The 23,445-nt window shown below is 72.3% G+C and carries 27 protein-coding genes; 18 read left to right on the forward strand and 9 right to left on the reverse strand.

The features are described 5' to 3' along the window. Positions 1-70: 70 nt before the first annotated feature. Positions 71-634 (forward strand): NAD(P)H-dependent oxidoreductase, encoded by a 564-nt coding sequence (locus ACFUO4_RS04910; protein WP_383479973.1) that lies wholly within the window; start codon positions 71-73, stop codon positions 632-634. A gap of 69 nt (positions 635-703) precedes the next feature. Here ACFUO4_RS04910 and ACFUO4_RS04915 read toward each other — a convergent pair whose 3' ends face one another. Beyond that, on the reverse strand, positions 704-1,609 hold the full coding sequence (locus ACFUO4_RS04915) for a LysR family transcriptional regulator (RefSeq protein WP_383479975.1): 906 nt from the start codon (positions 1,607-1,609) through the stop codon (positions 704-706). Between the two features lie 130 nt (positions 1,610-1,739). On the opposite strand from ACFUO4_RS04915, the gene ACFUO4_RS04920 reads away from it, so the two are divergent. After that, on the forward strand, positions 1,740-1,931 hold the full coding sequence (locus ACFUO4_RS04920) for a hypothetical protein (protein ID WP_383479977.1): 192 nt from the start codon (positions 1,740-1,742) through the stop codon (positions 1,929-1,931). A gap of 31 nt (positions 1,932-1,962) precedes the next feature. Here ACFUO4_RS04920 and ACFUO4_RS04925 read toward each other — a convergent pair whose 3' ends face one another. Together ACFUO4_RS04925 and ACFUO4_RS04930 are read right to left on the reverse strand one after the other, a co-directional pair. Continuing rightward, positions 1,963-2,844 carry an LLM class F420-dependent oxidoreductase gene (locus ACFUO4_RS04925; protein WP_383479979.1) on the reverse strand — a complete coding sequence of 294 codons (882 nt, stop codon included), beginning with the start codon at positions 2,842-2,844 and terminating at the stop codon, positions 1,963-1,965. Positions 2,845-2,917: 73 nt separating this feature from the next. Beyond that, positions 2,918-3,886 (reverse strand): TerC family protein, encoded by a 969-nt coding sequence (locus tag ACFUO4_RS04930; RefSeq protein WP_383479981.1) that lies wholly within the window; start codon positions 3,884-3,886, stop codon positions 2,918-2,920. A 238-nt stretch (positions 3,887-4,124) separates the two neighbouring features. Between ACFUO4_RS04930 and ACFUO4_RS04935 the strand changes: the two genes are divergently transcribed. From ACFUO4_RS04935 to ACFUO4_RS04945, 3 genes are all read left to right on the forward strand, one after another. After that, complete coding sequence (locus ACFUO4_RS04935) at positions 4,125-5,099, forward strand: alpha/beta hydrolase (protein ID WP_383479983.1); 975 nt, start codon at positions 4,125-4,127, stop codon at positions 5,097-5,099. 118 nt (positions 5,100-5,217) lie between these two features. Further along, entirely contained in the window at positions 5,218-6,195 is a 978-nt protein-coding gene (locus ACFUO4_RS04940; RefSeq protein ID WP_383479985.1) for a helix-turn-helix domain-containing protein, read from the forward strand. A 9-nt stretch (positions 6,196-6,204) separates the two neighbouring features. Beyond that, complete coding sequence (locus ACFUO4_RS04945) at positions 6,205-6,795, forward strand: S1 RNA-binding domain-containing protein (protein ID WP_383479987.1); 591 nt, start codon at positions 6,205-6,207, stop codon at positions 6,793-6,795. On the opposite strand, the gene ACFUO4_RS04950 is transcribed toward ACFUO4_RS04945, so the two are convergent. Further along, on the reverse strand, positions 6,758-7,114 hold the full coding sequence (locus ACFUO4_RS04950) for a hypothetical protein (protein WP_383479989.1): 357 nt from the start codon (positions 7,112-7,114) through the stop codon (positions 6,758-6,760). The two genes, ACFUO4_RS04945 and ACFUO4_RS04950, sit on opposite strands and share 38 nt — an antisense overlap. Positions 7,115-7,261: 147 nt before the next feature. On the opposite strand from ACFUO4_RS04950, the gene ACFUO4_RS04955 reads away from it, so the two are divergent. The 3 genes from ACFUO4_RS04955 (at position 7,262) to ACFUO4_RS04965 (ending at position 9,726) form a co-directional block, all read left to right on the forward strand. Then, the gene (locus tag ACFUO4_RS04955; RefSeq protein ID WP_383479991.1) at positions 7,262-8,089 is read left to right on the forward strand and encodes an aldo/keto reductase; all 828 of its coding nucleotides are present in this window, start codon (positions 7,262-7,264) and stop codon (positions 8,087-8,089) included. 138 nt (positions 8,090-8,227) lie between these two features. Continuing rightward, on the forward strand, positions 8,228-8,404 hold the full coding sequence (locus ACFUO4_RS04960; RefSeq protein ID WP_383479993.1) for a hypothetical protein: 177 nt from the start codon (positions 8,228-8,230) through the stop codon (positions 8,402-8,404). Positions 8,405-8,535: 131 nt separating this feature from the next. After that, a complete protein-coding gene (locus tag ACFUO4_RS04965) occupies positions 8,536-9,726 on the forward strand; it encodes a CaiB/BaiF CoA transferase family protein (RefSeq protein ID WP_383479995.1) in 1,191 nt (396 codons plus the stop codon). A gap of 10 nt (positions 9,727-9,736) precedes the next feature. Here ACFUO4_RS04965 and ACFUO4_RS04970 read toward each other — a convergent pair whose 3' ends face one another. Together ACFUO4_RS04970 and ACFUO4_RS04975 are read right to left on the reverse strand one after the other, a co-directional pair. Beyond that, the gene (locus ACFUO4_RS04970) at positions 9,737-10,306 is read right to left on the reverse strand and encodes a PadR family transcriptional regulator (protein WP_383479997.1); all 570 of its coding nucleotides are present in this window, start codon (positions 10,304-10,306) and stop codon (positions 9,737-9,739) included. A gap of 25 nt (positions 10,307-10,331) precedes the next feature. Next, positions 10,332-11,117 (reverse strand): SGNH/GDSL hydrolase family protein, encoded by a 786-nt coding sequence (locus ACFUO4_RS04975; protein WP_383479999.1) that lies wholly within the window; start codon positions 11,115-11,117, stop codon positions 10,332-10,334. 169 nt (positions 11,118-11,286) lie between these two features. On the opposite strand from ACFUO4_RS04975, the gene ACFUO4_RS04980 reads away from it, so the two are divergent. Both ACFUO4_RS04980 and ACFUO4_RS04985 read left to right on the forward strand, forming a co-directional pair. After that, entirely contained in the window at positions 11,287-12,126 is an 840-nt protein-coding gene (locus tag ACFUO4_RS04980) for a DUF2182 domain-containing protein (protein ID WP_383480001.1), read from the forward strand. A 152-nt stretch (positions 12,127-12,278) separates the two neighbouring features. Continuing rightward, complete coding sequence (locus ACFUO4_RS04985) at positions 12,279-12,938, forward strand: DUF1326 domain-containing protein (RefSeq protein ID WP_383480003.1); 660 nt, start codon at positions 12,279-12,281, stop codon at positions 12,936-12,938. Between the two features lie 79 nt (positions 12,939-13,017). Here ACFUO4_RS04985 and ACFUO4_RS04990 read toward each other — a convergent pair whose 3' ends face one another. Then, positions 13,018-13,797 carry a TSUP family transporter gene (locus tag ACFUO4_RS04990; RefSeq protein WP_383480005.1) on the reverse strand — a complete coding sequence of 260 codons (780 nt, stop codon included), beginning with the start codon at positions 13,795-13,797 and terminating at the stop codon, positions 13,018-13,020. A 115-nt stretch (positions 13,798-13,912) separates the two neighbouring features. On the opposite strand from ACFUO4_RS04990, the gene ACFUO4_RS04995 reads away from it, so the two are divergent. The 4 genes from ACFUO4_RS04995 to ACFUO4_RS05010 all read left to right on the forward strand — a co-directional run bounded on the left by ACFUO4_RS04995 (position 13,913) and on the right by ACFUO4_RS05010 (position 17,042). Next, a complete protein-coding gene (locus ACFUO4_RS04995; RefSeq protein WP_383480007.1) occupies positions 13,913-14,281 on the forward strand; it encodes a hypothetical protein in 369 nt (122 codons plus the stop codon). A gap of 67 nt (positions 14,282-14,348) precedes the next feature. Then, the gene (locus ACFUO4_RS05000; RefSeq protein WP_383480009.1) at positions 14,349-15,026 is read left to right on the forward strand and encodes a DUF3105 domain-containing protein; all 678 of its coding nucleotides are present in this window, start codon (positions 14,349-14,351) and stop codon (positions 15,024-15,026) included. 105 nt (positions 15,027-15,131) lie between these two features. Further along, positions 15,132-15,809, forward strand: a complete 678-nt coding sequence (locus ACFUO4_RS05005) for a hypothetical protein (RefSeq protein ID WP_383480011.1) — start codon at positions 15,132-15,134, stop codon at positions 15,807-15,809. 315 nt (positions 15,810-16,124) lie between these two features. Next, positions 16,125-17,042 carry an NADP-dependent oxidoreductase gene (locus tag ACFUO4_RS05010; RefSeq protein ID WP_383480013.1) on the forward strand — a complete coding sequence of 306 codons (918 nt, stop codon included), beginning with the start codon at positions 16,125-16,127 and terminating at the stop codon, positions 17,040-17,042. On the opposite strand, the gene ACFUO4_RS05015 is transcribed toward ACFUO4_RS05010, so the two are convergent. After that, a complete protein-coding gene (locus ACFUO4_RS05015; protein WP_383480015.1) occupies positions 17,039-18,418 on the reverse strand; it encodes a glycoside hydrolase family 43 protein in 1,380 nt (459 codons plus the stop codon). The two genes, ACFUO4_RS05010 and ACFUO4_RS05015, sit on opposite strands and share 4 nt — an antisense overlap. A gap of 235 nt (positions 18,419-18,653) precedes the next feature. On the opposite strand from ACFUO4_RS05015, the gene ACFUO4_RS05020 reads away from it, so the two are divergent. From ACFUO4_RS05020 to ACFUO4_RS05035, 4 genes are all read left to right on the forward strand, one after another. Next, positions 18,654-20,078, forward strand: a complete 1,425-nt coding sequence (locus ACFUO4_RS05020; protein WP_383480017.1) for an amidase — start codon at positions 18,654-18,656, stop codon at positions 20,076-20,078. Between the two features lie 26 nt (positions 20,079-20,104). Further along, positions 20,105-20,323, forward strand: coding sequence for a hypothetical protein (locus ACFUO4_RS05025; protein WP_383480019.1), 219 nt, complete (start codon positions 20,105-20,107; stop codon positions 20,321-20,323). 133 nt (positions 20,324-20,456) lie between these two features. Further along, positions 20,457-21,941 carry a flotillin family protein gene (locus ACFUO4_RS05030; RefSeq protein ID WP_383480021.1) on the forward strand — a complete coding sequence of 495 codons (1,485 nt, stop codon included), beginning with the start codon at positions 20,457-20,459 and terminating at the stop codon, positions 21,939-21,941. A gap of 38 nt (positions 21,942-21,979) precedes the next feature. Next, a complete protein-coding gene (locus ACFUO4_RS05035; protein WP_383480023.1) occupies positions 21,980-22,435 on the forward strand; it encodes a type II toxin-antitoxin system PemK/MazF family toxin in 456 nt (151 codons plus the stop codon). A gap of 28 nt (positions 22,436-22,463) precedes the next feature. Here the strand turns inward: ACFUO4_RS05035 and ACFUO4_RS05040 are convergent, their stop codons facing one another. Further along, on the reverse strand, positions 22,464-23,279 hold the full coding sequence (locus ACFUO4_RS05040; RefSeq protein ID WP_383480025.1) for a TIGR02452 family protein: 816 nt from the start codon (positions 23,277-23,279) through the stop codon (positions 22,464-22,466). Between the last annotated feature and the right edge of the window lie 166 nt (positions 23,280-23,445).

The raw sequence follows: 23,445 nt of genomic DNA on the forward strand, positions 1-23,445 counted from the left end.
AGGGTGATACACAGTAAACGGACCCCGGTCCGGATTGTGACGGCAGTGTTTCAGCATCCCTGGAGTTAGCATGTCTGTTCGTATCCTTGCGCTCGTCGGCAGCCTTCGCGCCGGTTCGCACAACCGCCAGCTCGCCGAGGCGGCCGTCAAGTTCGCTCCCGAGGGTGCGACCGTGGAGCTGTTCGAGGGCCTGGCCGACATCCCGTTCTACAACGAGGACATCGACGTCGAGGGCAACGTCCCGGCCCCCGCCGCCAAGCTGCGCGAGGCCGCCCAGGCCGCCGACGGCTTCCTGTTCTTCGTCCCCGAGTACAACGGCACCATCCCGGCCGTCCTGAAGAACGCCATCGACTGGCTGTCCCGCCCGTACGGCGCCGGCGCCTTCGGGGGCAAGCCGGCCGCCGTGGTCGGCACCGCGTTCGGACAGTTCGGCGGCGTGTGGGCGCAGGACGAGACCCGCAAGGCCCTGGGCATCGCCGGCGCCAAGGTGCTGGAGGACGTCAAGCTCTCCATCCCCGGTTCCGTGGTCCGCTTCGCCGAGACCCACCCGGCCGACGACACCGAGGTCGCCGAGCAGCTGACCGAGGTCGTCGCCCGCCTGCACGGCCACGCCGGCGAGACGGTCGCCGCCTGATCGTCAGCACCTCGCGGAAGGGGCCGGAGCTCTTGGAGCTCCGGCCCCTTCCGTATGCGGTTCGGCGTGTCAGGCGACCGCGGTCGGGGCCAGCTCCCTCAGCTCGGTCAACGCGGCCTCCACCGCGGGGCGTTCATGACCGCCGCGCCGGGTGCAGGTGAGGAACCTGCGGTGCGGGTCGCGCGTGCACGGCACCCGGGCGATGGGCAGGTCCGGGGTGAGCTGGGCCAGCCGCGGGATGAGCGCGACGCCGAGCCGATGGGCGACGAGCTGGGCGGTGACGTTCCAGTCCACGGCCTGATGCACCACCTCGGGACTGAACCCGGCCTCCCCGCAGGCGGAGATGACGTGCGTGTGGCAGGGGCTCTCCGGCATGGGCGCGATCCAGTCCTCGCGCGCCGCCTCCGCCAGGTCGACGCGGTCCCGGCCGGCCAGCGGATGGCCGGCGGGCACGACGAGGTCGAACGGGTCGTCCAGGAGCGGCCGTTGATCGAATCGGGCGTCGCTCAGCGGCGGGTTGGACGGGGTCGCCTCGACGATCGCCAGGTCGACCTCGCCCTCGAAGAGCAGGTCGAAGCTCTCCGGCACCTGGGCCTCCCGGATGCGTACGGCAAGCCGCGGATACCGCTGCTGCAGCCGGACCGCCATCGGAGCCAGCAGCACCGAGATCGCCACCGGATACCCGCTCACCCGCAACGGCCCGGCCGGGGCGCCCCGTTCGGCCCGCAGATCGAGCTCGGCCTGCTCCCAGCGCGCCTGGATGGCGTCGGCGTGCGTGAGCAGGCTCTCGGCGGCCGGAGTCAGACGTACCCCCCGGCCCTGCGGTTCGAGGAGGTCGACGCCCAGGTCGCGGGCGAGCTGACGGATCTGCTGCGAGGCGGCGGACGGGGTGAAGTGCAGGGCGCGGGCGGCCGCGGTGACCGTGCCGTAGTGCGCGACCGCTCGCAGGACGTGAAGCCGGCGCAGGTCAATCATGAAGGCCACGCTTCAAGGTGCCGTCCAGAAAGTCAACCTGGACGTGTACGAAAGCGATGCCGCACCCTGGATCGTGTCGCGACGGTCCCATCCGTGCCGGCCAACCGGCCACGACGTACGAGGAGTTCTCATGTCCAGCACGACCCGCACCGGCTGCCCGCACTGCGGCTGGCCGGACGACGCCGAGCCGTTCCAGGTGGTGTCCCGGCACGCGACCGCCGCGGGCAGCACGCTGTGGACGCGGTGCGGCTGCGGTTCCCTGCAGGTCCGCACCGTCGACGACCGCGGGACGCGCATCGTCTCGCGCAGCGGCCCCGCGTAGCGCGTGGTCTCCCGGCAGACCCGGCCCGGCCTCAGTCGAGCCCGGCGAGCCGCTGCACCGCCGGAGCCGCGAAGCGTTCGATGAAGGCGGCCGGTTCGGCGGTGCGCGGTGAGAGGATCACCGTCTCGATGCCGAGCTTGGTGTAGCCCGTGATGTCCCGGGTGAAGGCGTCGAGGTCGCCGGTCGCGAGCGGCTCGCCACTGTAGGCGACGGTCTTGCGGATCGTGTCGTAGTCGCGGCCCTCGGTGTCACAGTGGCCGCGCAGGACGTCCAGCTTGTGCGCGACCTCCTCCGGGGTGGTGGTGAAGAGGTTGCAGGCGTCGCCGTACCGGGCGACCAGCCGGAGCGTCTTCTTCTCACCGCCGCCACCGATCATGATCTCGGGGCGCGGGCTGCTGACCGGGGCCGGGACGCACAGGGTCTCGGCGAGCCGGTAGTGCTTGCCCTCGAACGGGCCGTTCGCCTCGGGGTCCCACATCTGCAGGCAGATCCGCAGGGTCTCCTCCAGCCGCTCGAAACGCTCGGCGACGGGCGGGAACGACACCCCGAGGCCCGCGTGCTCCCGGTCGTACCAGGCCGCGCCGATCCCGAGCGTGGCCCGGCCGCCGGACAGCACGTCGAGGGTGGTGGCGATCTTGGCGAGCAGTCCGGGGTGGCGGTAGGTCACCCCGGTGACCAGGGCGCCGAGCCGCACCGTGGAGGTACGGCCGGCGAGGTAGCCGAGGGTCGTGTACGCCTCCAGCATCGGGTCCTCGGCGCCGCCGTTGAACTCCATCTGGAAGTAGTGGTCCATCACCGACAGCCAGCCGACCCCCGCGGCCTCGGCGGCGGCGCCCGCCGCGCCGAGTTCGGCGGCGAGCGCCGGGCCGCCTCCGGGGTGGTCGAACCGGTTGATGTGCACGCCGACCCGCATGGCGGTCTCCGTTCCGCTGGACCTTCGTCGTCCTTGCCGACGCTAGAACTTCGAGCGCTCTCGAAGTCAAGGGCTACGGCTGAGAGACACGCTCCCGCTGCTCCTGCTTCTTGGCGGCGCGCAGGCTCGTGAAGGTCGTCACCGCGAGGACGAGCACGATGAAGCCGAGCGAGAACGGGATGCCGATCTCGGGAACGTGCACGCCGGACTCGTGGAGCGCGTGCAGCAGCAGCTTCACGCCGATGAAGCCGAGGATGATCGACAGACCGTAGCTGAGGTGCACGAGCCGCTTGAGCAGCCCGCCGATGAGGAAGTACAGCTGGCGCAGGCCCATCAGGGCGAAGGCGTTCGCCGCGAAGACGATGTACGGCTCCTCGGTGAGCCCGTAGATCGCGGGGATGGAGTCCAGGGCGAACAGCAGGTCCGTGGAGCCGATGGCCAGCATCACCACCAGCATCGGGGTCATGACCCGCTTGCCGTTCTCCACGATCCACAGCCCGGTGCCGTGGTAGCGGTCGGCGACGCCGAAGCGCCGCTCGACCATCCTGAGCATCGTGTTCTCCTCGTACTCCTCCTCGTGGCCCCCTTTGCGGGCGTCCTGGACGAGCTTCCAGGCGGTCCAGATCAGGAAGGCGCCGAACAGGTAGAACACCCAGGAGAACGCCGAGATGACGGCCGCCCCGGCCGCGATGAACCCGGCGCGCAGCACCAGGGCGAGCAGCACGCCGACCATGAGCACCCGCTGCTGGTACTGCGACGGCACCGCGAACTTGGACATGATCAGGACGAAGACGAAGAGGTTGTCGACGCTCAGCGACTTCTCGGTGATGAACCCCGCGAAGAACTCCCCGGCCGGACCGCCGCCGCTGAAAACGAGCAGGCCGATCCCGAAGAGACAGGCCAGCAGCACCCAGACGACGGTCCAGACACCGGCTTCCTTGACGGACACGTCGTGCGGTGTGCGGCCGATGAAGAAGTCGACGGCGATCAGCACGCACAGGGCGGCGACGGTCACCAGCCAGGTGGTGAGGGAGACGTTCACGTGATTGCTCCTGGAGCGGGTGGGGCCGCGGGCGGGGCCTTGACAGCGTTGTCCCAGGTTCCGATCCCTTCCCCCACCGGAAGGTGAACAACGGGTCACGACCTGGCAAGATCGGCGTTCACGCCGGTGCCACCCGCCGTTCGGCGGGCAGGTTCCGCCGGACGGCGGCATCCGGAGTGCGGGACACCGGGCCAATGATGGGCACTCGAGCCGCCGCATCCCCGCGTGAGGAGAAGACATGAGCCTGGTCCCGCCGCCCTTCGATCCCGAGCTGGCCGCCGCCCTGGAACTGATCAAGGACGTGGTCTCCCCCGGCCTCACGCTCGACCAGATCGACGAGATACGCCAGGGACCGGGGATCGCGCTGCTCGCCGAGCTCGACCTCACCCTCGACGGCTTCTTCGAGGTCGAGGACCGCACGGTGCCGGGCCCCGAGGGCGCCCCCGAGATCTCGCTCCTGATCTGCCGCCCCGCGGCTCCGCCCGCCTCGGGTCCGCGGCCCGTCATCTACCACGTCCACGGCGGCGGCATGGTCATCGGCACCAACCGGGTGGGTGTCGACGTCCCGCTGGCCTGGGCGAAGGAGCTGGACGCGGTCGTGGTGTCGGTCGAGTACCGGCTGGCTCCCGAACATCCGCATCCCGCGCCGGTGGAGGACGTGTACGCCGGGCTGGTGTGGACGGAGGAGCACGCCGCGGACCTGGACGCCGACCCGGAGCGGATCGTCATCGCGGGCGCCAGCGCGGGCGGCGGCCTGAGCGCGGCGCTGGCCCTGCTCGCGCGGGACCGCAAGGGGCCGCAGGTGACCGGGCAGGTCCTGATGTGCCCGATGCTGGACGACCGCAACGACACTCCGTCCGCCCACCAGATGGCGGGCGTGGGCGTCTGGGACCGCACGGCCAACGAGACCGGCTGGACGGCCCTGCTGGGCGAGGCGCGCGGCGGCCCGGACGTCCCGGCGTACGCCGCACCGGCCCGCGCCGAGGACCTCTCCGGCCTGCCGCCCGCTTTCCTCGACGTGGGCTCCGCGGAGACCTTCCGGGACGAGGTCGTCGCCTACGCGTCCCGGATCTGGCAGGCGGGCGGAGTGGCGGAGCTCCACGTCTGGCCGGGCGGCTTCCACGGCTTCGACGGCTTCGCCCCGCAGGCGGCGTTGTCCCAGGCGGCCCGGTCGGCTCAGCTGCGGTGGCTGCGGCGGTTGCTGGGGAGCTGAGGGGGCGGGTTCGGCGCCGGGGCTCTGAAGCCTGTGCGGTGAGGGACAGCACGGCCCGCACTCGTACCCACACCCGCCGCCCTCCCCATTCCCCACCCTCATCGCGCACCATGGACCCATGAAAGAGCTGGCCGGGCGCCTGACCGCGCTGGACCCGGACGCCGGGGCCGCGGTGCAGGTCATCGCCTACTTCGATCGGCTGGCCGAGTCGCGGGCCGGGCTGGAGGCGCTGGTGCGGGGCGCCGCCGTGCTGGCCGGGGTGCCCGCGCGGCTCGTCGACGGGGAGCGGCGGGTGCGGGTGCGCATCGAGGCCGACGGCACCCGGCGGGACTCCCCGGTGCCGCCGGACCCGGCGTGGCCGTCCGCCGCGTTGTCGCCGGACGGTGTTCCCGCGCTGTGGCTGGAGCGGGCCGGGGCGGAGCCCAGCGTGGTGGACGCGGTGATCCTGGAGCGCGCCGCCGGTGCCGTACGACGGGTGCTCGACCGTACGCGGGGGCGGGTGCCGGCGGATGATCCCGCGTTGGTGGAGACGCTGCTCGACGCCACGGCCCCCGAGTCGGCGCGGCTGCACGCGGCACGTCGGCTGGGCCTGGCCCCGGAGGCACACGCGCGTGCCCTGGCCCTGGCCGACGGTCCGCCCCAGGTCGTCCCCGAGCCGGCCCCGGACGAGCCGCCCGCGGGAAGAGTCGGCGTGGGCCCCGCCGTCCCGGTGCTCCGGTTGCCCGAGTCCTGGGGCGCCGCCCGTATCGCGCTGCGGTTCGCCGCGGAGGAGCCCGGCCGTCGTGTCGTGCGCGCCGAGGCGCTGGGCAGCCTCGCGCTGCTCGCCGACCTCGTCGCGCCCGGCGCCGAACCCCCCGCCGACGTACGGGCGTTGGAGGCGGCAGCGGCGACGGCGCCCTGGCTGCTGGCGACGCTGGACGCGGTCGCCTCGACGACGAGCCTCAGGGCGGCCGCCACGGAGATCAACGTCCACCACTCGACGCTCCAGGACCGCCTGGCCCACGCGGAGCATCTGCTGGGCTGGCCGGTACGCACGCCGCAGGGCCGCTTCAGGCTGCAACTGGCGCTGACGCTGCGCCACTTGGCTCGCGCTTAGGCTTGGAGCATGTTGGGTGGACCCTCCGAGAACCCGGAGCTCTGGACCTTCCTGGAATCACTGCACCTCGGCGAGTTCCTCTCCGGCACCGTCGCGGCGATCGAACCCTTCGGTGTGTTCGTGGCGCTGGACGACGGCCCCGCCCATCCGGTCTTCCCCGGCGTCGGGTTCATCTCCGTCGCCGAACTGTCCTGGCAGCGCTTCGAGACCGCCTCCGATGTGGTGCGGGTCGGACAGCGCGTGTCGTGCGAGTTCCTCCAGTTCGACACATGGAACCTGGAGGCCCGGCTGTCCCTGAAAGCGGCACAGCCGGACCCCTTCCAGCGCTTCGCCGACGCCGTCGCGGTGGGGCAGAAGCTGTCCGGCCAGGTCACCAAGCTGATCCCGTTCGGCGCCTTCGTCGAGGTCGCCGACGGGCTGGAGGGGCTGGTCCACCTGCGGGAGCTCGCCTGGACACCGGTGGAGACCCCGTCGGATGTCGTGCGGGTCGGCGACGAGGTCACGGTGGTCGTCACCGAGATCGACCGGGAGCGACGCAGGATCTCCCTCTCCCGACGGCAAGTCACCGGAACTCGTGGACGACCTCGATCTCCCCGATGATGTGGGCGTTGAACTCGTCCAGCTCCTCCGCCGGTACCCACAGCTCCAGGATCGTCCGGCCGCCCGCCTGCTGGACGGGGTAGCGGCGCAGGAAGTCCGCGTCGACCTCGAAGCGGGTGACGTATCCGACGCCGCTGTGCCTGACGTTCCAGTCGCGGGCGATCTTCACGGCGTAGTCCTCGTTCAGGACGGGGTAGAAGATCGGCTGCTCGGGCAGCCGGGGCGGCCAGGCGCGCCAGTTCAGCTCGCGCACCAGGGCCAGCTCCTCGGGGCCGGTGGGGCGCCAGAGGGTGGTCGTGTCGGGGCGGGGGCTGGTCATGGCTGTGCTTTCGGTCGGGGTGGAGCCGCGTCGAGTGGGCGGTCGTCGTCGTGAACATATCCGCTGATCAGGACCCGGGGCACATCATTTTCGTCACGGCATACCCGCGTTTGCAATTAACCCGCGTCTGCAATTACAGTCGCCTGCATGAGTACGTCTTTCCCCACCGTGACCCTCAACAACGGCATCGAGATCCCGCAGCTCGGCTACGGCGTCTTCCAGGTCCCCGACCCCGAGACCGCAGCGGCCGTCACCTCGGCCCTGGAGGCCGGCTACCGCAGCATCGACACGGCGGCGATCTACGGCAACGAAGCGGGCGTCGGCCAGGCGCTCGCCGCGTCCGGCATCGCCCGCGACGAGCTGTTCGTCACCACCAAGCTGTGGAACGCCGACCAGGGCTACGACGCCACCCTCAAGGCCTTCGACGCGAGCCTCGCCAAGCTGGGCCTCGACTTCGTCGACCTCTATCTGATCCACTGGCCCACCCCCGCCCGTGACCTGTACCGCGAGTCGTGGCGGGCCATCGAGAAGCTGGCCGGCGAAGGGCGCGTCCGCGCCGCGGGCGTCTCCAACTTCCAGCCCGCCCATCTGCGGCGGCTGCTCGACGGCAGTTCGCTCGTCCCGGCCGTCAACCAGATCGAGCTGCACCCCGGCCTCCAGCAGCGCGAACTGCGCGCACTCCACGCCGAACTGGGCATCGCCACGGAGGCCTGGAGCCCGCTCGCGCAGGGCGCGGTGCTGGGTGAGCCGGTGCTGACGTCGATCGCCGAGCGGTACGGCAAGTCGCCCGCCCAGGTGGTGCTGCGCTGGCACCTCCAGCTCGGGAACGTCGTGATCCCGAAGTCCGTCACCCCGGCCCGCATCCGCGAGAACGCCGACGTGTTCGACTTCGCCCTCAGCGACGAGGAGATGACGGCGATCGCCGGGCTCGACCGGGGGCTGCGGACGGGCCCGCACCCCGACACCCTCAACTAGGGGCGTCCCGACGCGCGGCTCGGACGGGCTCCGCGAGGAGCCGATCCGGGAGGAGTCGCCGCTCGACGCCATGGGCAAGGTGTTGGGGGACCCATCGCGATGAGGCTGGTCGCGCCCGCGGGAGAACGGAGAAGCATCGTGACGACCCACCACGCCGCCGACCTGACGGCGGACCCTTCACCGGCACCGATAGAGCGACTGGACGAGGAGATCATCGCCCTGCTGGCCCGCCGCCGCGCCATGGCCCAGGAACTGCCCCCTCCCTCGCGTGCCCGCGCGGTGATGGTGCTCTGCCATCCGAGCCGCCCATCGTGACCACGTGAGGGGGGAGAGGACGCGTACGGGCTGCGCGTCCTCCCTCCGGATCCGTCACGGCCGGTGTGTGGTGCGTTCCGCACCGGGGGCGGGTTGGCAGGGGCGGAAACCGGGCCGTACAAATGGGCCGCATGAGCCTACCGAAGCTGCCCCTCTCCGGGATCACGGTCGTCAGCCTGGAGCAGGCAGTCGCCGCTCCCTACGCCACCCGGCAGCTGGCCGACCTGGGGGCCAGGGTCATCAAGGTGGAGCGCCCGGGCGACGGCGACTTCGCACGCCGGTACGACACGACGGTCCACGGCCACTCCAGCTATTTCGTCTGGCTGAACCGCTCCAAGGAATCCCTCACCCTGGACCTCAAGGACCCCCGGGGACTGGAGATCCTGCACCGGCTCCTCGACGGCGCCGACGTCTTCGTACAGAATCTCGCCCCCGGAGCGACCGACCGGCTCGGCCTCGGCACGGACGCGCTCGCCGAGCGGTACCCGCGGCTGATCCCGTGCACGATCTCCGGGTACGGCACCGACGGACCGTGGGCGGACCGCAAGTCGTACGACCTGCTGGTGCAGTGCCAGACGGGGCTGGTGTCGCTGACCGGGACGCCCGGGGAGCCGGCACGGGTCGGGATCTCCGTCGCGGACATCGCCGCCGGGATGTACGCCTACACCGGCGTCCTCACCGCCCTCTACACGCGCGCCACCACCGGCACGGCGCACGCGGTGGAGGTGTCGCTCTTCGAGGCCCTGGCCGAGTGGATGAGCCAGCCGGCCAACTACACCCGCTACGGCGGCTCCCAGCCCCCGCGCCTGGGCACCCAGCACGCCACCATCGCCCCGTACGGCGCCTTCACGGCCGCCGACGGCAAGGACGTGCTGTTCTCGATCCAGAACGAGCGCGAGTGGGCCGCCCTGTGCGCGGAGTTCCTCGAGGACCCCGGGCTGGCCGAGGACCCGCGCTTCGCCACCGGTTCCGACCGGGTCGCCCACCGCGACGCGATCAACGCGATCGTCGCCGAGCGCTGTGCCCGGTCCGGGGCCGCCGAGATCCTCAAGGACCTGGAGGCCATCGGGATCGCGTGCGCCGGGGTCAACGACGTGGCCGCGTTCCTCGACCACCCGGTGCTGGCCGCCCGCGGCCGCTGGCGCGAGGTGGGCGTGCCGGGCGCCACCGTGCAGGCGCTGCTGCCGCCGGCCGACCTCGCGGGGCTGCCCGCGCGCATGGACCCGGTACCGGCCGTCGGCGAGCACACGGAGGCGATCCTGCGGCAGCTGGGCCGTACCGGCGACGACATCGAGGCGCTGCGCGCCGACGGTGTGGTCTGAGACCCCGGGTTCAGGCCTCGGTTCGCTGTGCGAGGCGTTCGAGGACGGTGTCGGCCCAGCGGAGGTTCCCGCGCTCGAAGGCCATGCCGCCGAGGAGGGTGAGGTAGGGGCCGATGCGGTCGGCCTCGGCGAAGTACTCGTCCTCGGTCCGCCCGGCCAGCATGCGTTCCTGCATGCGCTCGTAGCGGGCCAGTTTCGCGGCGGAGCGTTCCCTGCGCTCGGCGACCGCTTGCAGTACGGCACGGATGTCGTCGCGCTCGGCGATGTCGAGGCACTGGACCTTGACCATGACCTCGTCGCGGATGGCCGTCGGCTTGGCGGGCGCGTGGGCGACGTAGGACCGCAGGACGTCGAGCCCGGCGTCGGTGAGGGAGAAGAGCCGCTTGTTCGGGCGGCGTTCCTGCTGGACCACGCGGGCGGAGACGAGCCCTTCGCTCTCCATGCGCTCCAGCTCGCGGTACAGCTGCTGCGGGGTGGCCATCCAGAAGTTGGCGACGGAGGCCTCGAAGCCCTTGGCGAGGTCGTATCCGGAGGCCTCGCCCTCCAGGAGGGCCGCCATCACCGCGTTGCGCAGAGCCATGCACTCAACCTAACAGCCGGTTCGATCAGTCCAGGGCGAGGACCGGGAGCAGTTCGGGGCGCTTGGCCCGCCGTCCGTCACCGGACGAACGGCCCCGCACCCGCCGTACCAGCCACGGCCCCAGGAAGGAACCGGCCCAGCGCAGTTCACCGCCGACGGCCCGCAGCCCCGAGGCCGCGCGGGGGTCGGCGGGCAGGTCCCGGGTCCAGCTGTCGTCGCTGCCCGGCAGGGCGAGCGTGTGGGCGACCGCGGCGGCGATGCGGGCGTGCCCGAGGGGACTGGCGTGCAGCCGGTCGGGGCTCCACAGCCGGGGGTCGGTGACGACCGGGGGGCCGGCGGTCTCGGCGACCAGGACGCCGTGCCGGGCCGCCGCCTCCCGGATACGGGCGTTGAGGGCGGCGACGCGGGGGCCGACCGGGCGGGCCAGCGGGGTGATCCGGGAGACGTCGGGGAAGGTCAGCGTCACCACGCGGGCGCCCTGGCCGGTGAGCGCGGCGAACATCGCCTCCAGCTGTCCGGCCACCTCGTCGGCGTCGAAGCGGGGCCGCAGCAGGTCGTTCACCCCGGCGACGACCGTGGCCAGGTCGGGCTTCAACGCGAGGGCGGGCGCGAGCTGTTCGGCCCGTACCTGTCCGGCGAGGCGTCCACGGACGGCGAGGTTGGCGTAGAGCAGCCCCGGCGATTCCCGTACGAGCTGCTCGGCGAGCCGGTCCGCCCACCCGCGCAGACCCTGCGCGTCGTCGCCGTCACCGAGCCCTTCGGTCTGACTGTCGCCGAGGGCGACGTACCGCGCGTACCGGCTGTCCACCATGGCCGCCCCGCTTCGTCATCGAGCACTGAACTACACACCTAGTCGCATTATTGACTATAGCTGCTCCGTGCGTTCACTCCGTGCGTTCGCGGCACCTCCCCCGTTCGGACGCGGTCGCGTCGCGCGGCGACCTGTGCTGTGCTGGAAGCAGTCGCGGGAGAGCACGCCGATGCGTCACAGCCGTACGTCCGTCGTCGCCTCCGCTCCGCCGGTCGCGCCGACCGGAGCGGGCGGCGGGCTGCTGCCGGCGAAGGATCTCGCGGCCGCCTGGATCCTCGTCGTGCTGATCGCGGTGCCCGCCTGGGTGCTGACGATCGGCCAGGCCCGCGACATGGGGGTCGAGCCCGGCACCATGGGGATGGCGCTGCCGCTGTTCCTGCTGCTCTGGGTGACGATGATGGCGGCGATGATGCTGCCGTCCATGGCGCCGGTGGCGATCACCTGGGTCCGGGGCATCGGCCGGCAGTCCTCCGGCTGGGTCCGGACCGCCCGCACCGTCGCGTTCATCGCGGGATACCTGCTGGTGTGGACGGCGTTCGGGCTGCTCGCGTACCTGGCCCTCGCCCTCACCGGAAGCCTCGTCGACGACCACCCCACCGCCGGCCACTGGATCGGCTCGGCCGCCTTCCTGCTCGCGGGCCTGTACCAGCTGGGCCCGCTGAAGCACGTCTGCCTGCGGCACTGCCGCGACCCGCTGAGCCATCTCGTGCGCTACTCGGGCTTCCGCGGGCCGGTCCGCGATCTGCGGGTGGGCCTGCACCACGGCGCCTACTGCGTCGGCTGCTGCGCCGGGCTGATGGTCGTCCTCGTGCCGCTGGGCGTCATGAACGTGGCGGCGATGGCGGGGCTGGCCGTGGTGATCTTCCTGGAGAAACTGTCGCCCCGCGGTGTGCTGCTGGGCCGCTTCGTGGGCGTGGTGTTCCTCGTCCTGGCCGTGCTCGCGCCCTTCCAGGACTGGCTGCTGCCGGGCCTGCAGGACTCGATGCCGGCGATGGACGACGGCATGTGATCCCCCGCGCGTGACCGGGTGGGTTCCGCGTGAGGGGCGGGAGGTGCAAGCTGGAAGGGAGACCGTCTCCCGATCCCGGGACGACCGGGCTCGGCACACGCGGTCTCGCCACTCCGAGTGAGCTCCCCGGGGCTCGGCAGGAGGGAAGCGAGATGACTGAACAGGCCACCACCACTGTGCCGCGCTGGCATCTGACCGGCGACTGGTTCGATGTGTGCAAGTGCGCCATCCCCTGCCCGTGCACGTTCGCACAGCCCCCGACGTACGGCGACTGCGAGGGCGTCCTGGCCTGGCACATCCGGGAGGGCAGCTACGGCGACGTCCGGCTCGACGGCCTCAACGTCCTGATGCTCGGCTCCTTCACCGGCAACGCGTGGGCCGGCGAGCACACCGACCCCTACGCCGCGGTCTTCCTCGACGAACGCGCCGACGAACAGCAGCGGGCCGCGCTCGGAGCCGTCTTCGGCGGCGAGGCGGGCGGCTGGCCCGCGCAGTTCGGGGAGATGTTCCACCCCGAGATGCGCGGCATGGACGTGGCCCCCGTCCACATCGAGGTCGACGAGGACCTCGCCACGTGGCGGGCCGAGGTGCCGGGCCGGGTCACGGCGGTCGCCGAGGCCCTCGGCGGCCCCACCACTCCCGACGGCGCCCGCGTCCAGGTCCACAACGCCCCCGGCGCCGAGGTCGGACCGGGCCAGATCGCCACATGGGGCCGGGCCACCACCGACCGCGCCAACGCCTTCGGCTTCACCTGGGACCGCTCGGGCAAGTCGAGCAAGCACTTCCCGTTCGACTGGAGCGGCCCGGACTGACCAGGGTGGGTGCGGCCCGGACCGACCCGGGTGGGGGCCAGGACTGACCCGGGTGGGGTGGCCCCTTCCCCGGACCGGCTCAGCTCAGCGCGGCGATGCCGTACGACGCCCCCAGCGCGGCGGCCAGTGTGCCGAGCAGCAGGCGCAGTGCGGTCTCCGGGACGTGGGGCTGGAGGTGGGCACCGAGGTAGCCGCCGATCAGGCCGCCGAGGCCGCAGGCCAGGCCGAGCGGCCAGTCGGGGGCGACGTCTCCTGAGCCCGTCAGGGACAGCAGGGCGAAGGCGCCGGCGCCGACCAGCGAGGTCGCGAAGGTGGAGGCCAGCGCGGCCGGTGCGACCTGGGCGACCGGCAGACCGCGGCCGACCAGCAGCGGGCCGAGCAGCGAACCGCCCCCGATGCCGTAGACCCCGCCGACGATCCCCACCGCCAGGGCGAGACCCGTCACGGTGCGCGGGGACGGCATCGCCGCCGCGGTGACCCGTGCCGGACGCAGCGTCCTCGTGATCAGCCACAGGCCGAGCGGCAGGAGGAGCAGCGCCACCAGGAGACGGAACACACCCGGCCCCGGCACCGCGAAGACCCGTACGACAGCACCGATCAGCACTCCTGGCAGCGTGCCGGCCACCAGCAGCCGCGTCAGCGGGCCCCGCAGCCGCCCGGCCCGGTGGAAGCGCACCAGCGCTCCCGGCCCGGCCACCACGTTGAACAGCAGGTTCGTCGGCGTGACGGCCGAACTGGGCACGCCGAACACGCTCAGCTGCACCGGCAACAGGAACACCGCGCCGGACACCCCCACCGGCGAGGTGACCACCGCGATCAAGAGCCCGGCGACCAGCCCGCCGATCTCCGACTCTCCCAACCCCGCCCCCTGTGCCGAGCCGCTCTCCCCTGCGAACACCGGACACCCTGCCCCAACTGCCTCCCCCACCGCACCCTCACCTACCCTGAGACCTCGAAAGGGCGGGGAATCGACGATGCGTGCGCGGCGGCGGACCGGAGCCGTGGTGTGGGGCCTGGTGGTGGCCCTGGCCACGCTGCTCGGCGTGGCCTGTCTGTGTGCCCGGGGCCCGCAGCCGCCGGCGGAGCACGCACCCACGGCCGTCGTCCTCGACATGCCGGGCCAGCAGGTACGGGAACACGTCTGCGTCTCCTCCGGCCACGACCGGTGCGGCGGAAAAGCCGTCGTCGGCAAGCCGAGCACCGCACCGGGCCCGCACCCCCAGCCGCTCGCCCCTCCCACCCGGGTGGACACCCGGCCGGCCCTCGCCGTACCCGCCCGCGCCCCGTACACGGCGGAGCCGCGCGCCCCCGACCTCCACGCCCTGCAGGTGCTGCGGACCTAGACCGGACGCCGATCCCCGTCCGTCAACCGGCGTCCGCCGGTCTCCGCTGCCCACAAGGGACTTCACCATGGCCTCCGCCAACTCCAAGAGCACCAGAACGAACCCGAAGAAGAACAGGAACTCCCACGCCTCCAAGGCCGAGGCGCGCCGCGCCCGCGTCGAGGAACAGCGCCGCGCCGAGCAGGCCCGCGAGCGCCGCAACCGGATCATCACCGTCACCGTGTCCGCCGCGATCCTCGCCGGCCTCGTGGGCGGCGGCTGGTATCTGCTCGACGCCGCCGACGCGAAGGAACAGGCCCAGGCGGCGCCGGTCTCCGGCGAGAAGACGTGGGCGAAGCTGAGCCAGACCCACGTCGACAAGACGGTCGACTACCCGATGACACCGCCCGTCGGCGGCGACCACGCCCCCGTCTGGCAGAACTGCAACGGCGACGTCTACACCGACCCGATACAGAACGAGAACGCCGTGCACTCCCTGGAACACGGCGCGGTCTGGATCACGTACAACGACAAGGCCTCGGACGCGGACGTCAAGGCGCTCTCCGACAAGGTCGCCAAGACGCCGTACACGCTGATGAGCCCCTACCCCGACCAGTCCTCGCCGATCACGCTGTCCGCCTGGGGCCACCAGCTGAACGTGACGAAGAAGTCCGATCCCCGGGTGTCCGAGTTCCTGGAGAAGTACGTCCAGGGCAGCCAGACCCCGGAGCCGGGCGCCGCCTGCACCGGCGGCAAGTCCGCGTGAGCACGGTCGCATGACGACCGGCGGCCGGGTGCCACGCACCCGGCCGTCCGGGCATGCTTGCCCTCTCCTTCGAAACCGCCACCACCACCCAGGGGGACGACACCGGTGAGCGACGACAGCCCTCGCACCTACGCTCCGCTTCCGGACCGCCCGGGCGACCGCCGTGCCGCCTTCCAGGCGCACGCGGCGGAGCTCATCGAGTTCCTCGGCGCCGAGCCGCCCGCCACGGCGGGCCCGGGCCGGGAGTGGGAGCACGAGGCGCGCTCGATCGTCCGGCGCACCCTGCGCGCGGCGGACGCGCCCCCGGACGGACTTCTCGAGCGGCTGGTCCGCACCGGGGTGCACGACCCGGACCCCAGCTTCAACCGGCAGTTCATCGAACCGGCCGTCCGTCTGTACGGCCGTCGCCGGGTGAAGGCGGCGCTCATCGACGTGCTGCGCACCGGCAGCGACGAGGAGCGGGCCGGCGCCGCCCGCGCCTGGTACTGGACGGGGGTGTCCGTGCGCTACCTCGACGGGGAGAACCGCGTCATGACGCCCGAGAGCCGGGCCGAGGTCGACTCGGTCGCCGATCTCGGGGCCGAGTGGCAGGAGGCGGCGCTCCGGGAGTTCGTCGCCAACGAGGACCTCGACGTCCGCCGCTGCATCCTCCCGGGCCTCGTCCTGAACGCGCAACGCCAACCGGCCGAGCTCCACGGCCTGGTGACCGAGGCGGTGCGCATCGCCCGCACCCATCCGGACGCCTACCTGCGGCATCGAGTCGAGATCCAGGTCGGGGGGTAGGGGCCGGGGCGCGTCATGCCGCCCCGAGTCCGCCGCTCAGGCCCGGCAGCGCAGCATCACCAGGGGCGGGTGGGCGAGCAGGCCCGTCCCCCTCGAAGGCCTCACCGATCGCGTCGTACCGCTGGACACTCACGCGGCGGCGAGTCTCCCTCCGCGCGGTCCGGCGCCCGTACTGGCAGATGCCACGAAGAGGCCGGCCGCCCGACGCTCGTGTCACCCAACACGTCTCACCTCACACGTCCGGGAACAGGGATCGGCCCCGCGGGTGTTGAAGGCGGGGTTCTGTTCCCGACTGCGAGGTGCGGTGGTCAAGTGATGAAGGCGGTACGGTTCCACGCGTACGGCGAGATCGACGTGCTCCGCGTCGAGGACGTGCCACGCCCGTCACCCGGGCCGGGGCAGGTGCTCGTCGAGGTCCGGGCGGCCGGCATCCAGCCCGGCGAGGTGATGATCCGCAGGGGCGCGCGGCACGGCCGCTGGCCGGCGACGTTCCCCTCCGGGCAGGGCAGTGATCTGGCCGGAGTCGTGGTGGGCCTCGGCCCCGAGGTGCGCGGTTTCGCGGTGGGCGACGAGGTGCTGGGTTTCACCCACAACCGGGCGAGCCATGCGGAGTTCGTCGTGGTCGACGACGTGAACCTGGTCTCCCGGCCGCGGGGGCTGCCCTGGGAGGTGGCCGGGTCGCTGTACGTGGCCGGCACGACCGCGTACGCCACCGTGTTCGCCGTGGACCCCGGCCCCGGGGACACCGTCGTGGTGTCCGGCGCGGCGGGCGGTGTCGGGTCGCTGGCCGTGCAGTTGGCGCGACGGCGCGGTGCCACGGTGATCGGGCTGGCGAGCGAACGCAACCACGCGTGGCTGAAGGAGCGGGGGGTCCTCCCGGTCGCGTACGGCGAGGGCGTGGCCGATCGGGTCCGGCAGGCGTCCGGCGGGCGGGTCGACGCGTTCATCGACACGTTCGGCGACGGATACGTGGACCTGGCGGTGGAGTTGGGCGTGCGGCCCGAGCGGATCAACACGATCCGCGACTGGCAGGCCGCCGCCCGGGTCGGCGCACGGACCTACGGCGAGGGCTCGGCGGCCTGCGCGGTCGTCCTCGGCGAACTGGCCCGCCTCGCCGCCCGCGGCGAGCTGGAGGTCCCGGTCGCCCGCACCTACCCGCTGGAGCAGGTGCGGGACGCGTACCGCGAACTGGAACAGGGCCACACCCACGGCAAGATCGTGCTGCGCCCCTAGGCCCAGGCTCCCACCGGGGTGAACGAGCTGTCCTGGCGGAACAGGGCCGTGCCGTCCGAACGCTCCACCCTGAGCTGGTAGTTGTAGTGGCGCAGGTAGTAGCCGGGGTAGTTGTACGACTCGAAGCGGAGCGAGCCGGTCGCCGTGCCCGTGCGGGCGATGAACGTGGCGTCCTTGGCGAAGGTCGAGGTGCCGTCGTTCGCGCCGAAGCGGGCCCGGAAGTCCCAGTGGCGCAGGTAGTTGCCGGAGGAGTCGCGGAACGAGTAGCCGTTCGCGTCGGCCAGGCCCGCGACGACCGTGAAGGTCGAGGCCGTCTTCTCGGCGGTGGTGCTGGAGCCGGTCACGACCGGCAGGTTGAGCAGGGCGGACTGGTTCTGCCAGTACCGGGTGGTGTAGTTGGCCGACTGGAAGGAGCGCGTGACGTTCTTCGCCAGCGCCGGGCCGCCCGACACGGTCTCCTTGATGACCGTGAAGTGCCGTGCCGTACCGGAGATCGCGGGCAGGGCCGTCGGCGCGGACCAGGTGGCGAAGGTGTCGTAGCTGTCGCTGTAGTAGTACTTGCCGTCGCCGTAGCCGTCGAAGAACAGCCGCCAGGCGCCGTTGTCGAGCTGTACCAGCGCCGGGCCCTCGCGGTAGCTGCCCCAGCCCGCCCAGTCGCCGGTCCTCGAGATCGTGTAGGGGCCGGCCAGCGACGCGGCCGTGGCGTACTCGATGTACTTGGTCGTCTCGTTCTTGGTGAAGGCGTGGTAGGTCGAGCCGATCCTCACGATGAACGTGTCGATGTGGTTCGCGCCGATGCCGGACAGGGCCGCCGGTGAACTCCACGCCGTGAGCACGGAGTTGGTCGCCTTCAGCAGATACGGCGTGAAGATCCACTCGTCGCTGGTGAGCGAGCAGGACACGATGACGTTGACACTGCCGTCGCTGTCGACGAACCACTCGGGTGCCCACGCCCGGGACAGGTTGGCGATGGGGACCGTGTAGTCGTACAGGAAGGTCCAGTTGACCCGGTCGGAGCTGCGGGCGAAGCCGATGGTGGTGCTGACGTCCTGCCAGGTGTGCGTGGTGTAGGTGAGGTAGTAGTAGCCGTCGGTGTGCTTGAAGACGCTGGCGTCACGGATCCTGTTGCTCGGCGGCGTGTAGGCGGACGCCTGGACGAGCCGGAAGTCGGTGGCGTCGTCGGCCTGGTAGACGTTCACCGTGCCGTCGTTGCTGTCGAGGAACGGCACGATCGTGTAGCGGGTGGCGGAGCCGCTCGGCGGTGCCGCCGCGAAGGCCGCCCCGGGCAGCTCGCCCAGCAGGACGGCCGAGGCGGGCAGCACCGCCATGGCGCGCAGCAGGGTACGGCGTGACGGCATGGGGGGTCGTGTGGTCACGGGCGGCTCTCTCTCGGACAGGACGCGGCTCAACGTCCGGAATGCCGAACAAGGTTCGGAAAGTCGATCAGAAGGTAGAGGTGAGGCCCCGGTGCGTCAATGGTTTGCGCACGACCTCACGAGCCCTGTGAGGCGGCTGTGCCGAGCGTCGAACGGCCGTCCCCGCGGCGGGTGTTCCGGCGAAGCGCTTGCAGACGTTACCGTTCGGTAGGCAACGTCACCGGAGGTGTCCCGTATGACGCACGACCGTTCCGCCGGCCTGGTGGAGACCGCACGCGCGCTGGCCGACGGCACCGTCACGGCACGGGCCCTCGTCGAGCGGACGCTCGCCAGGATCGAGGCCGGGCAGGGCTCGCTGAACGCCTTCCGGATCGTCCGTGCGGAGGCCGCGCTCGCCGAGGCGGACGCGGCTGACAGGGAACTCGCGGCCGGCGTGCGGAGGCCGCTGCTCGGGGTGCCGGTGGCCGTGAAGGACGACATGGACGTGGCGGGCGAGCCCACCGCGTTCGGCTGCCGGGGCGAGTTCCCGCCGGTCGCCGAGGACGGGGAGGCGGTACGGCGGCTGCGGGCCGCCGGGGCGATCGTCGTGGGCAAGACCAACACGTGCGAGTTCGGGCAGTGGCCCTTCACCGAGGGGCCCGCCTTCGGGGCCACCCGCAACCCGTGGAACGCGGACCACACGCCGGGCGGGTCGTCGGGCGGATCGGCCGCCGCCGTCGCCGCGGGACTCGTGCCGGCGGCCCTCGGCTCCGACGGCGCCGGGTCGGTACGCATCCCGGCCTCCTGGACCCACCTCATCGGCATCAAGCCGCAGCGCGGCCGCATCTCCACCTGGCCGCGCGGCGAGTCCTTCCAGGGCATCACCGTCAACGGCACCCTGGCCCGCACCGTCGCCGACGCCGCCCTCCTGCTCGACGCGGCGAGCGGCAACCACGCCCTCGACCCGCACCGCCCGCCGTCGGTGGACGCCTCGGGGGCCGCCCGCCGCGACCCCGGCCGCCTCCGCATCGCCCTCGCCCTGAAGCCGCCGTTCACCGCCCTGCCCGCCCGGCTGCAGCCGGCGGTACGGGCGAAGGTCGTCCAACTCGCCGAGCAGCTGGCCGCGTTGGGCCACACGGTCGAGGAGGCCGACCCGCCGTACGGCCAGATCGGGCTCACCTTCATCCCGCGCGCCACCGCCGGCCTCGCCGAGCGCGTCGGCGAAGCGCCCTTCCCCGCGCTCCTCGACCGACGCACCCGCGACGCCGCCCGGCTCGGCCGCCTTCTCGGCGGGGCACCGCTGCGGGCGGCACGGCGGGCGGAGGCGGTCCTGCACCGCCGTATCGGCGCCTTCTTCACGTCGTACGACGTCGTCCTCGCCCCCACCACGGCCGCTCCCCCGCCCCGCATCGGCTCGATGCTCCCGCTCGGTGGCTTCGCCACCGACCGCGCGATGATCGCGGCCTGCCCCTACGCCTGGCCGTGGAACGTGCTGGGCTGGCCCGGCGTCAGCGTCCCGGCGGGATTCGTGGACGACGGCCTGCCGGTGGGGGCGCAGTTGCTCGGGCCGGCCCACAGCGAGCCGCTGCTGATCTCGCTCGCGGCGCAGCTGGAGGCGGAGCTGCGCTGGCACGAGGCGTGGCCGCCGCTGCGGGTCGACGCCGACTCGCCGGCCGCGTAGCGGGGTCGGGCCCGTACCCTGTGACCATGGACGATGCGTCGATGGTCGGGCTCATGGGGCGGGTCACCGGAACGGTCGGGCCCGGGCTCGTCGGCGAGGTGATCGTCCGGGTGCGCGGCGGTGCCGAACACTTCCTCGCCTATCCGGCCACCGGCAGCGACCGCACCGAGCGGGGTACGGTCGTCATGGTGGTGGAGTACCAGCCGCCGAGAACGGTCTACGTGCAGGCGGCGTACGACAGTTGAGCGAGCCTTGTCGCAGGTGAGAGCCGTTTGCGTCAAGGTTGCGACAAGAGTTCGTCAGGGTCTGTACCCCGGCTGCGCCGAGGCGCACACTCCCTTCGTTCGGTGCCGAAAGGGCACCATGCAAAGGGGGCGTATGCCGATGGTCATCGGCGTCGTTGCGGGGATCGCAGTGGGTGCTGTCCTCGTTCTGATCGGTGTGTTCAAGATGATGTGGCGGGTGGCCGAGCCCAACGAGGCGCTCATCATCTCGGGTTCCAAGCACAGGACCGAAGGCCTCGAAGAGGGCATGGGATTCCGTATCGTCACGGGGCGCGGCACGCTGGTGCTGCCCGGCGTGCAGGCGGTGCGCAAGCTGTCTCTCGACCTCAACGAGACCGAGCTGCACGTGGACTGCGTGACCCACCAGGGCATTCCGCTGAAGGTGCGGGGCGTGGTCATCTTCAAGGTGGGCGACGACTTCGTGTCGATCGCCAACGCGGGGCGCCGCTTCCTCGACCAGCAGAAGCTGATGTCGGAGCGGGTGCACAACGTCTTCGCCGGTCATCTGCGGTCCATCGTCGGCGGGTTGACCGTCGAGGACATGATCCGCGACCGGGAGAAGCTGACCGGGCAGACCCGGGCCGCATGCGGCACGGAGATGGAGAAACTGGGCCTGATCGTGGACTCGCTGCAGATCCACGAGATCGAGGACCCGACCGGGTACATCCAGAACCTCGCGATGCCGCACGCCGCCGCCGTCCAGCGGGACGCGCGGATCGCGCAGGCCGAGGCGAACCGGCTGGCCACCGAGGCCGAGCAGCAGTCGTTCGCGCGGATGGCGGAGGCCACCCGGGACAGCGAGATCCTCCAGGCCGGCTACCAGGCCGAGCGCGACAAGGCCGCCGCCAAGGCCCAGCAGGCCGGACCGCTCGCCGACGCCGCCGCCCGGCAGGAGGTCGTCGTGCAGATGACCCGGGTCGCCGAACTGGAGGCGCAGCGCACCGAGCAGCAGCTCCAGGCGGACGTGCGCAAGCCCGCGGACGCGAGGGCGTACGAGAAGCGCACCCTGGCCGAGGCCGAGCGTGACGCGCGTATCTCGGCGGCACAGGCCAAGGCGAAGGAGACCGAGCTGGCCGCCGCGGCCGAGGCGACGCGGGTCAAGGCGGCCGCGGCCGCCGAGGCCGAGGCGACCAAGGCACGCGGTACGGCGACGGCGGCCTCGACCCGCGCCACCGGTGAGGCCGAGGCCGCCGCGGCCCAGGCCAAGGGCCTCGCGCAGGCCGAGGCGACGAGGGCCAAGGGACTCGCCGAGGCGGAGGCCATCAAGGCGCGGGCCGCCGCCCTCGCCGAGAACCAGGAGGCCGTGGTCGCCCAGCAACTCGCCGAGAACTGGCCGGAGATCGTACAGGCCGGGGCGTCCGCGTTCGGGAACGTCGACAACATGGTGGTGCTCAACGGCGCCGACGGCATGGCGGACATGTTCGCCAAGGCGCTCACCATGGGCGGCACGGGCCTCGGCCTGGCCCGCCAGCTGCTCGCGTCCATGAACCAGAACGGTCAGGCGCCGGCCGGGACTTCGTCCCTGAACGGGCTCGCGCCGCAGCCACCGGCGCAGAAGGTGCCCGTGGCGGAGAGCTAGCCGGCAGCGGACACGGGGGCACCCCTTAGGGTGCCCCCGTGACTGCGTTTACCCATGAGACCGATGAGAACGTCCCCGGCCGCTTCGGCGCCACCGCCACCACCGAGGCCGACCCCCGCGAGGTGGGCCGGGTGCGCACCGAGTACTCGCCCGCGCACGACGGCGACCCGGACCCCGGGGAGATCGTGTGGACCTGGGTGCCGTTCGAGGAGAACGACGGGCGCGGCAAGGACCGGCCCGTGCTGGTGGTGGCCAGGGAGGCGGCCGGTACCTTCCTCGCCGTGCAGCTGTCCAGCAAGCGGCACGACGGCGACCGCGAGTGGGTGGCGATCGGGAGCGGGCCCTGGGACCGGTCGGGCCGCGACTCCTGGGTGGATGTGGACCGCGTGCTGCGACTGCACGAGGACGGCATGCGCCGGGAGGCGTGCGCGCTCGACCGCGGCCGGTTCGACCTGGTCAGGAGGCGGCTGCACGAGCGCTACGGCTGGACCTGAAAACCCCTTACGGCCAGCCTGAAGCGTCTTACGGCTGGACCTGGAACACCTTCTCGAAGGCGCCGCGCACCACGGTGCCGGACGTGCGGTCAAGGACCCCGAAGACGACGTGCTCGAACGCCGTGTGGAACCGACCTCCGGGGGCCAGCAGCGCCTGGAAGGCACCGGCCACCTGCACCGGGTCGTTCTGGAACACCCCGCATCCCCACGCCCCGAGCACCAGCCGCCGGTACCCCTCGGCCGCCGCCACCTCCAGCACCCGCTCGGCGCGGACGGCGAGGGCCCGCGGCAGCTCGCCGGCCCGCTCCGGCGCCGTACGACGCACGACACCGGCGTTGGGCGCGGCGGCCGTCAGGAAGCCGCAGCGGTACGGCTCGTCCAGGAGCCGTCCGCGGTCGTCGCGGAAGACGGGGACGGCCGGTGAGTGGATGACCCGGTCCGTGTAGAACGGGTCGCGGTGGGCCCGGTGGTGGTCGTAGAAGTCCCGGGTCTCCCGCACGCACGCGTACAGCGCGGAGGCCCGGCACAGGGCCTCCTCCTGGGCCTGGGCGCCGTTGAGATAGCCGCCGCCCGGGTTGCGGGCCGAGGCGAAGTTCAGGACGGCCGGGCCGCCGCCGAGCCGGCGCGCGGCCTCCAGGCTGCTCTCGCCGGTGACCTCGACGAACAGCTCCACCGGTGTCCAGGACGGCACGGCCACCTGCTCCGGCCCGTACAGCCGGGTACCGGCCCGGGCCGCCTCGACATCCGCCGCGACGGACACCTGGCGCCCGTCGGAGGCGCGGTAGAACCCCGCCTCGACGATCTGTTCCGTCTGCTGTGCGATGCCCCGCAGGCGCGCGCTCATGGCGCCACCCCCGTGGGCGCCTCGATCGCGCGCCGTGCGCGCTCCCCCGTCGTGCTCATGCCCGCATCGTGGGCGATGCTGGTCGTACGGTGCAACGGAGTTTCCCCACCTCGAGAACACCCGGGAAACACGCAGGAAACGGAGATTACCGACCCCGAACGCGGCA

Source organism: Streptomyces sp. NPDC057280, from assembly GCF_042668605.1.
Taxonomy (GTDB): domain Bacteria; phylum Actinomycetota; class Actinomycetes; order Streptomycetales; family Streptomycetaceae; genus Streptomyces.

Excerpts from the sequence above, each read along its gene's own strand:
- ACFUO4_RS04970 (WP_383479997.1), bottom strand. The coding sequence starts at position 10,306 with ATGGCTCTGCGCAACGCGGTGATGGCGGCCCTCCTGGAGGGCGAGGCC.
- ACFUO4_RS04965 (WP_383479995.1), top strand. The coding sequence starts at position 8,536 with ATGAGCCTACCGAAGCTGCCCCTCTCCGGGATCACGGTCGTCAGCCTG.
- ACFUO4_RS04915 (WP_383479975.1), bottom strand. The coding sequence starts at position 1,609 with ATGATTGACCTGCGCCGGCTTCACGTCCTGCGAGCGGTCGCGCACTAC.
- ACFUO4_RS04955 (WP_383479991.1), top strand. The coding sequence starts at position 7,262 with ATGAGTACGTCTTTCCCCACCGTGACCCTCAACAACGGCATCGAGATC.
- ACFUO4_RS04985 (WP_383480003.1), top strand. The coding sequence starts at position 12,279 with ATGACTGAACAGGCCACCACCACTGTGCCGCGCTGGCATCTGACCGGC.
- ACFUO4_RS05010 (WP_383480013.1), top strand. The coding sequence starts at position 16,125 with ATGAAGGCGGTACGGTTCCACGCGTACGGCGAGATCGACGTGCTCCGC.
- ACFUO4_RS04935 (WP_383479983.1), top strand. The coding sequence starts at position 4,125 with ATGAGCCTGGTCCCGCCGCCCTTCGATCCCGAGCTGGCCGCCGCCCTG.
- ACFUO4_RS04995 (WP_383480007.1), top strand. The coding sequence starts at position 13,913 with ATGCGTGCGCGGCGGCGGACCGGAGCCGTGGTGTGGGGCCTGGTGGTG.
- ACFUO4_RS04910 (WP_383479973.1), top strand. The coding sequence starts at position 71 with ATGTCTGTTCGTATCCTTGCGCTCGTCGGCAGCCTTCGCGCCGGTTCG.
- ACFUO4_RS04980 (WP_383480001.1), top strand. The coding sequence starts at position 11,287 with ATGCGTCACAGCCGTACGTCCGTCGTCGCCTCCGCTCCGCCGGTCGCG.
- ACFUO4_RS05025 (WP_383480019.1), top strand. The coding sequence starts at position 20,105 with ATGGACGATGCGTCGATGGTCGGGCTCATGGGGCGGGTCACCGGAACG.
- ACFUO4_RS04940 (WP_383479985.1), top strand. The coding sequence starts at position 5,218 with ATGAAAGAGCTGGCCGGGCGCCTGACCGCGCTGGACCCGGACGCCGGG.
- ACFUO4_RS04920 (WP_383479977.1), top strand. The coding sequence starts at position 1,740 with ATGTCCAGCACGACCCGCACCGGCTGCCCGCACTGCGGCTGGCCGGAC.
- ACFUO4_RS05020 (WP_383480017.1), top strand. The coding sequence starts at position 18,654 with ATGACGCACGACCGTTCCGCCGGCCTGGTGGAGACCGCACGCGCGCTG.
- ACFUO4_RS04925 (WP_383479979.1), bottom strand. The coding sequence starts at position 2,844 with ATGCGGGTCGGCGTGCACATCAACCGGTTCGACCACCCCGGAGGCGGC.
- ACFUO4_RS05000 (WP_383480009.1), top strand. The coding sequence starts at position 14,349 with ATGGCCTCCGCCAACTCCAAGAGCACCAGAACGAACCCGAAGAAGAAC.
- ACFUO4_RS05040 (WP_383480025.1), bottom strand. The coding sequence starts at position 23,279 with ATGAGCGCGCGCCTGCGGGGCATCGCACAGCAGACGGAACAGATCGTC.
- ACFUO4_RS04950 (WP_383479989.1), bottom strand. The coding sequence starts at position 7,114 with ATGACCAGCCCCCGCCCCGACACGACCACCCTCTGGCGCCCCACCGGC.
- ACFUO4_RS04975 (WP_383479999.1), bottom strand. The coding sequence starts at position 11,117 with ATGGTGGACAGCCGGTACGCGCGGTACGTCGCCCTCGGCGACAGTCAG.
- ACFUO4_RS05030 (WP_383480021.1), top strand. The coding sequence starts at position 20,457 with ATGCCGATGGTCATCGGCGTCGTTGCGGGGATCGCAGTGGGTGCTGTC.
- ACFUO4_RS04945 (WP_383479987.1), top strand. The coding sequence starts at position 6,205 with ATGTTGGGTGGACCCTCCGAGAACCCGGAGCTCTGGACCTTCCTGGAA.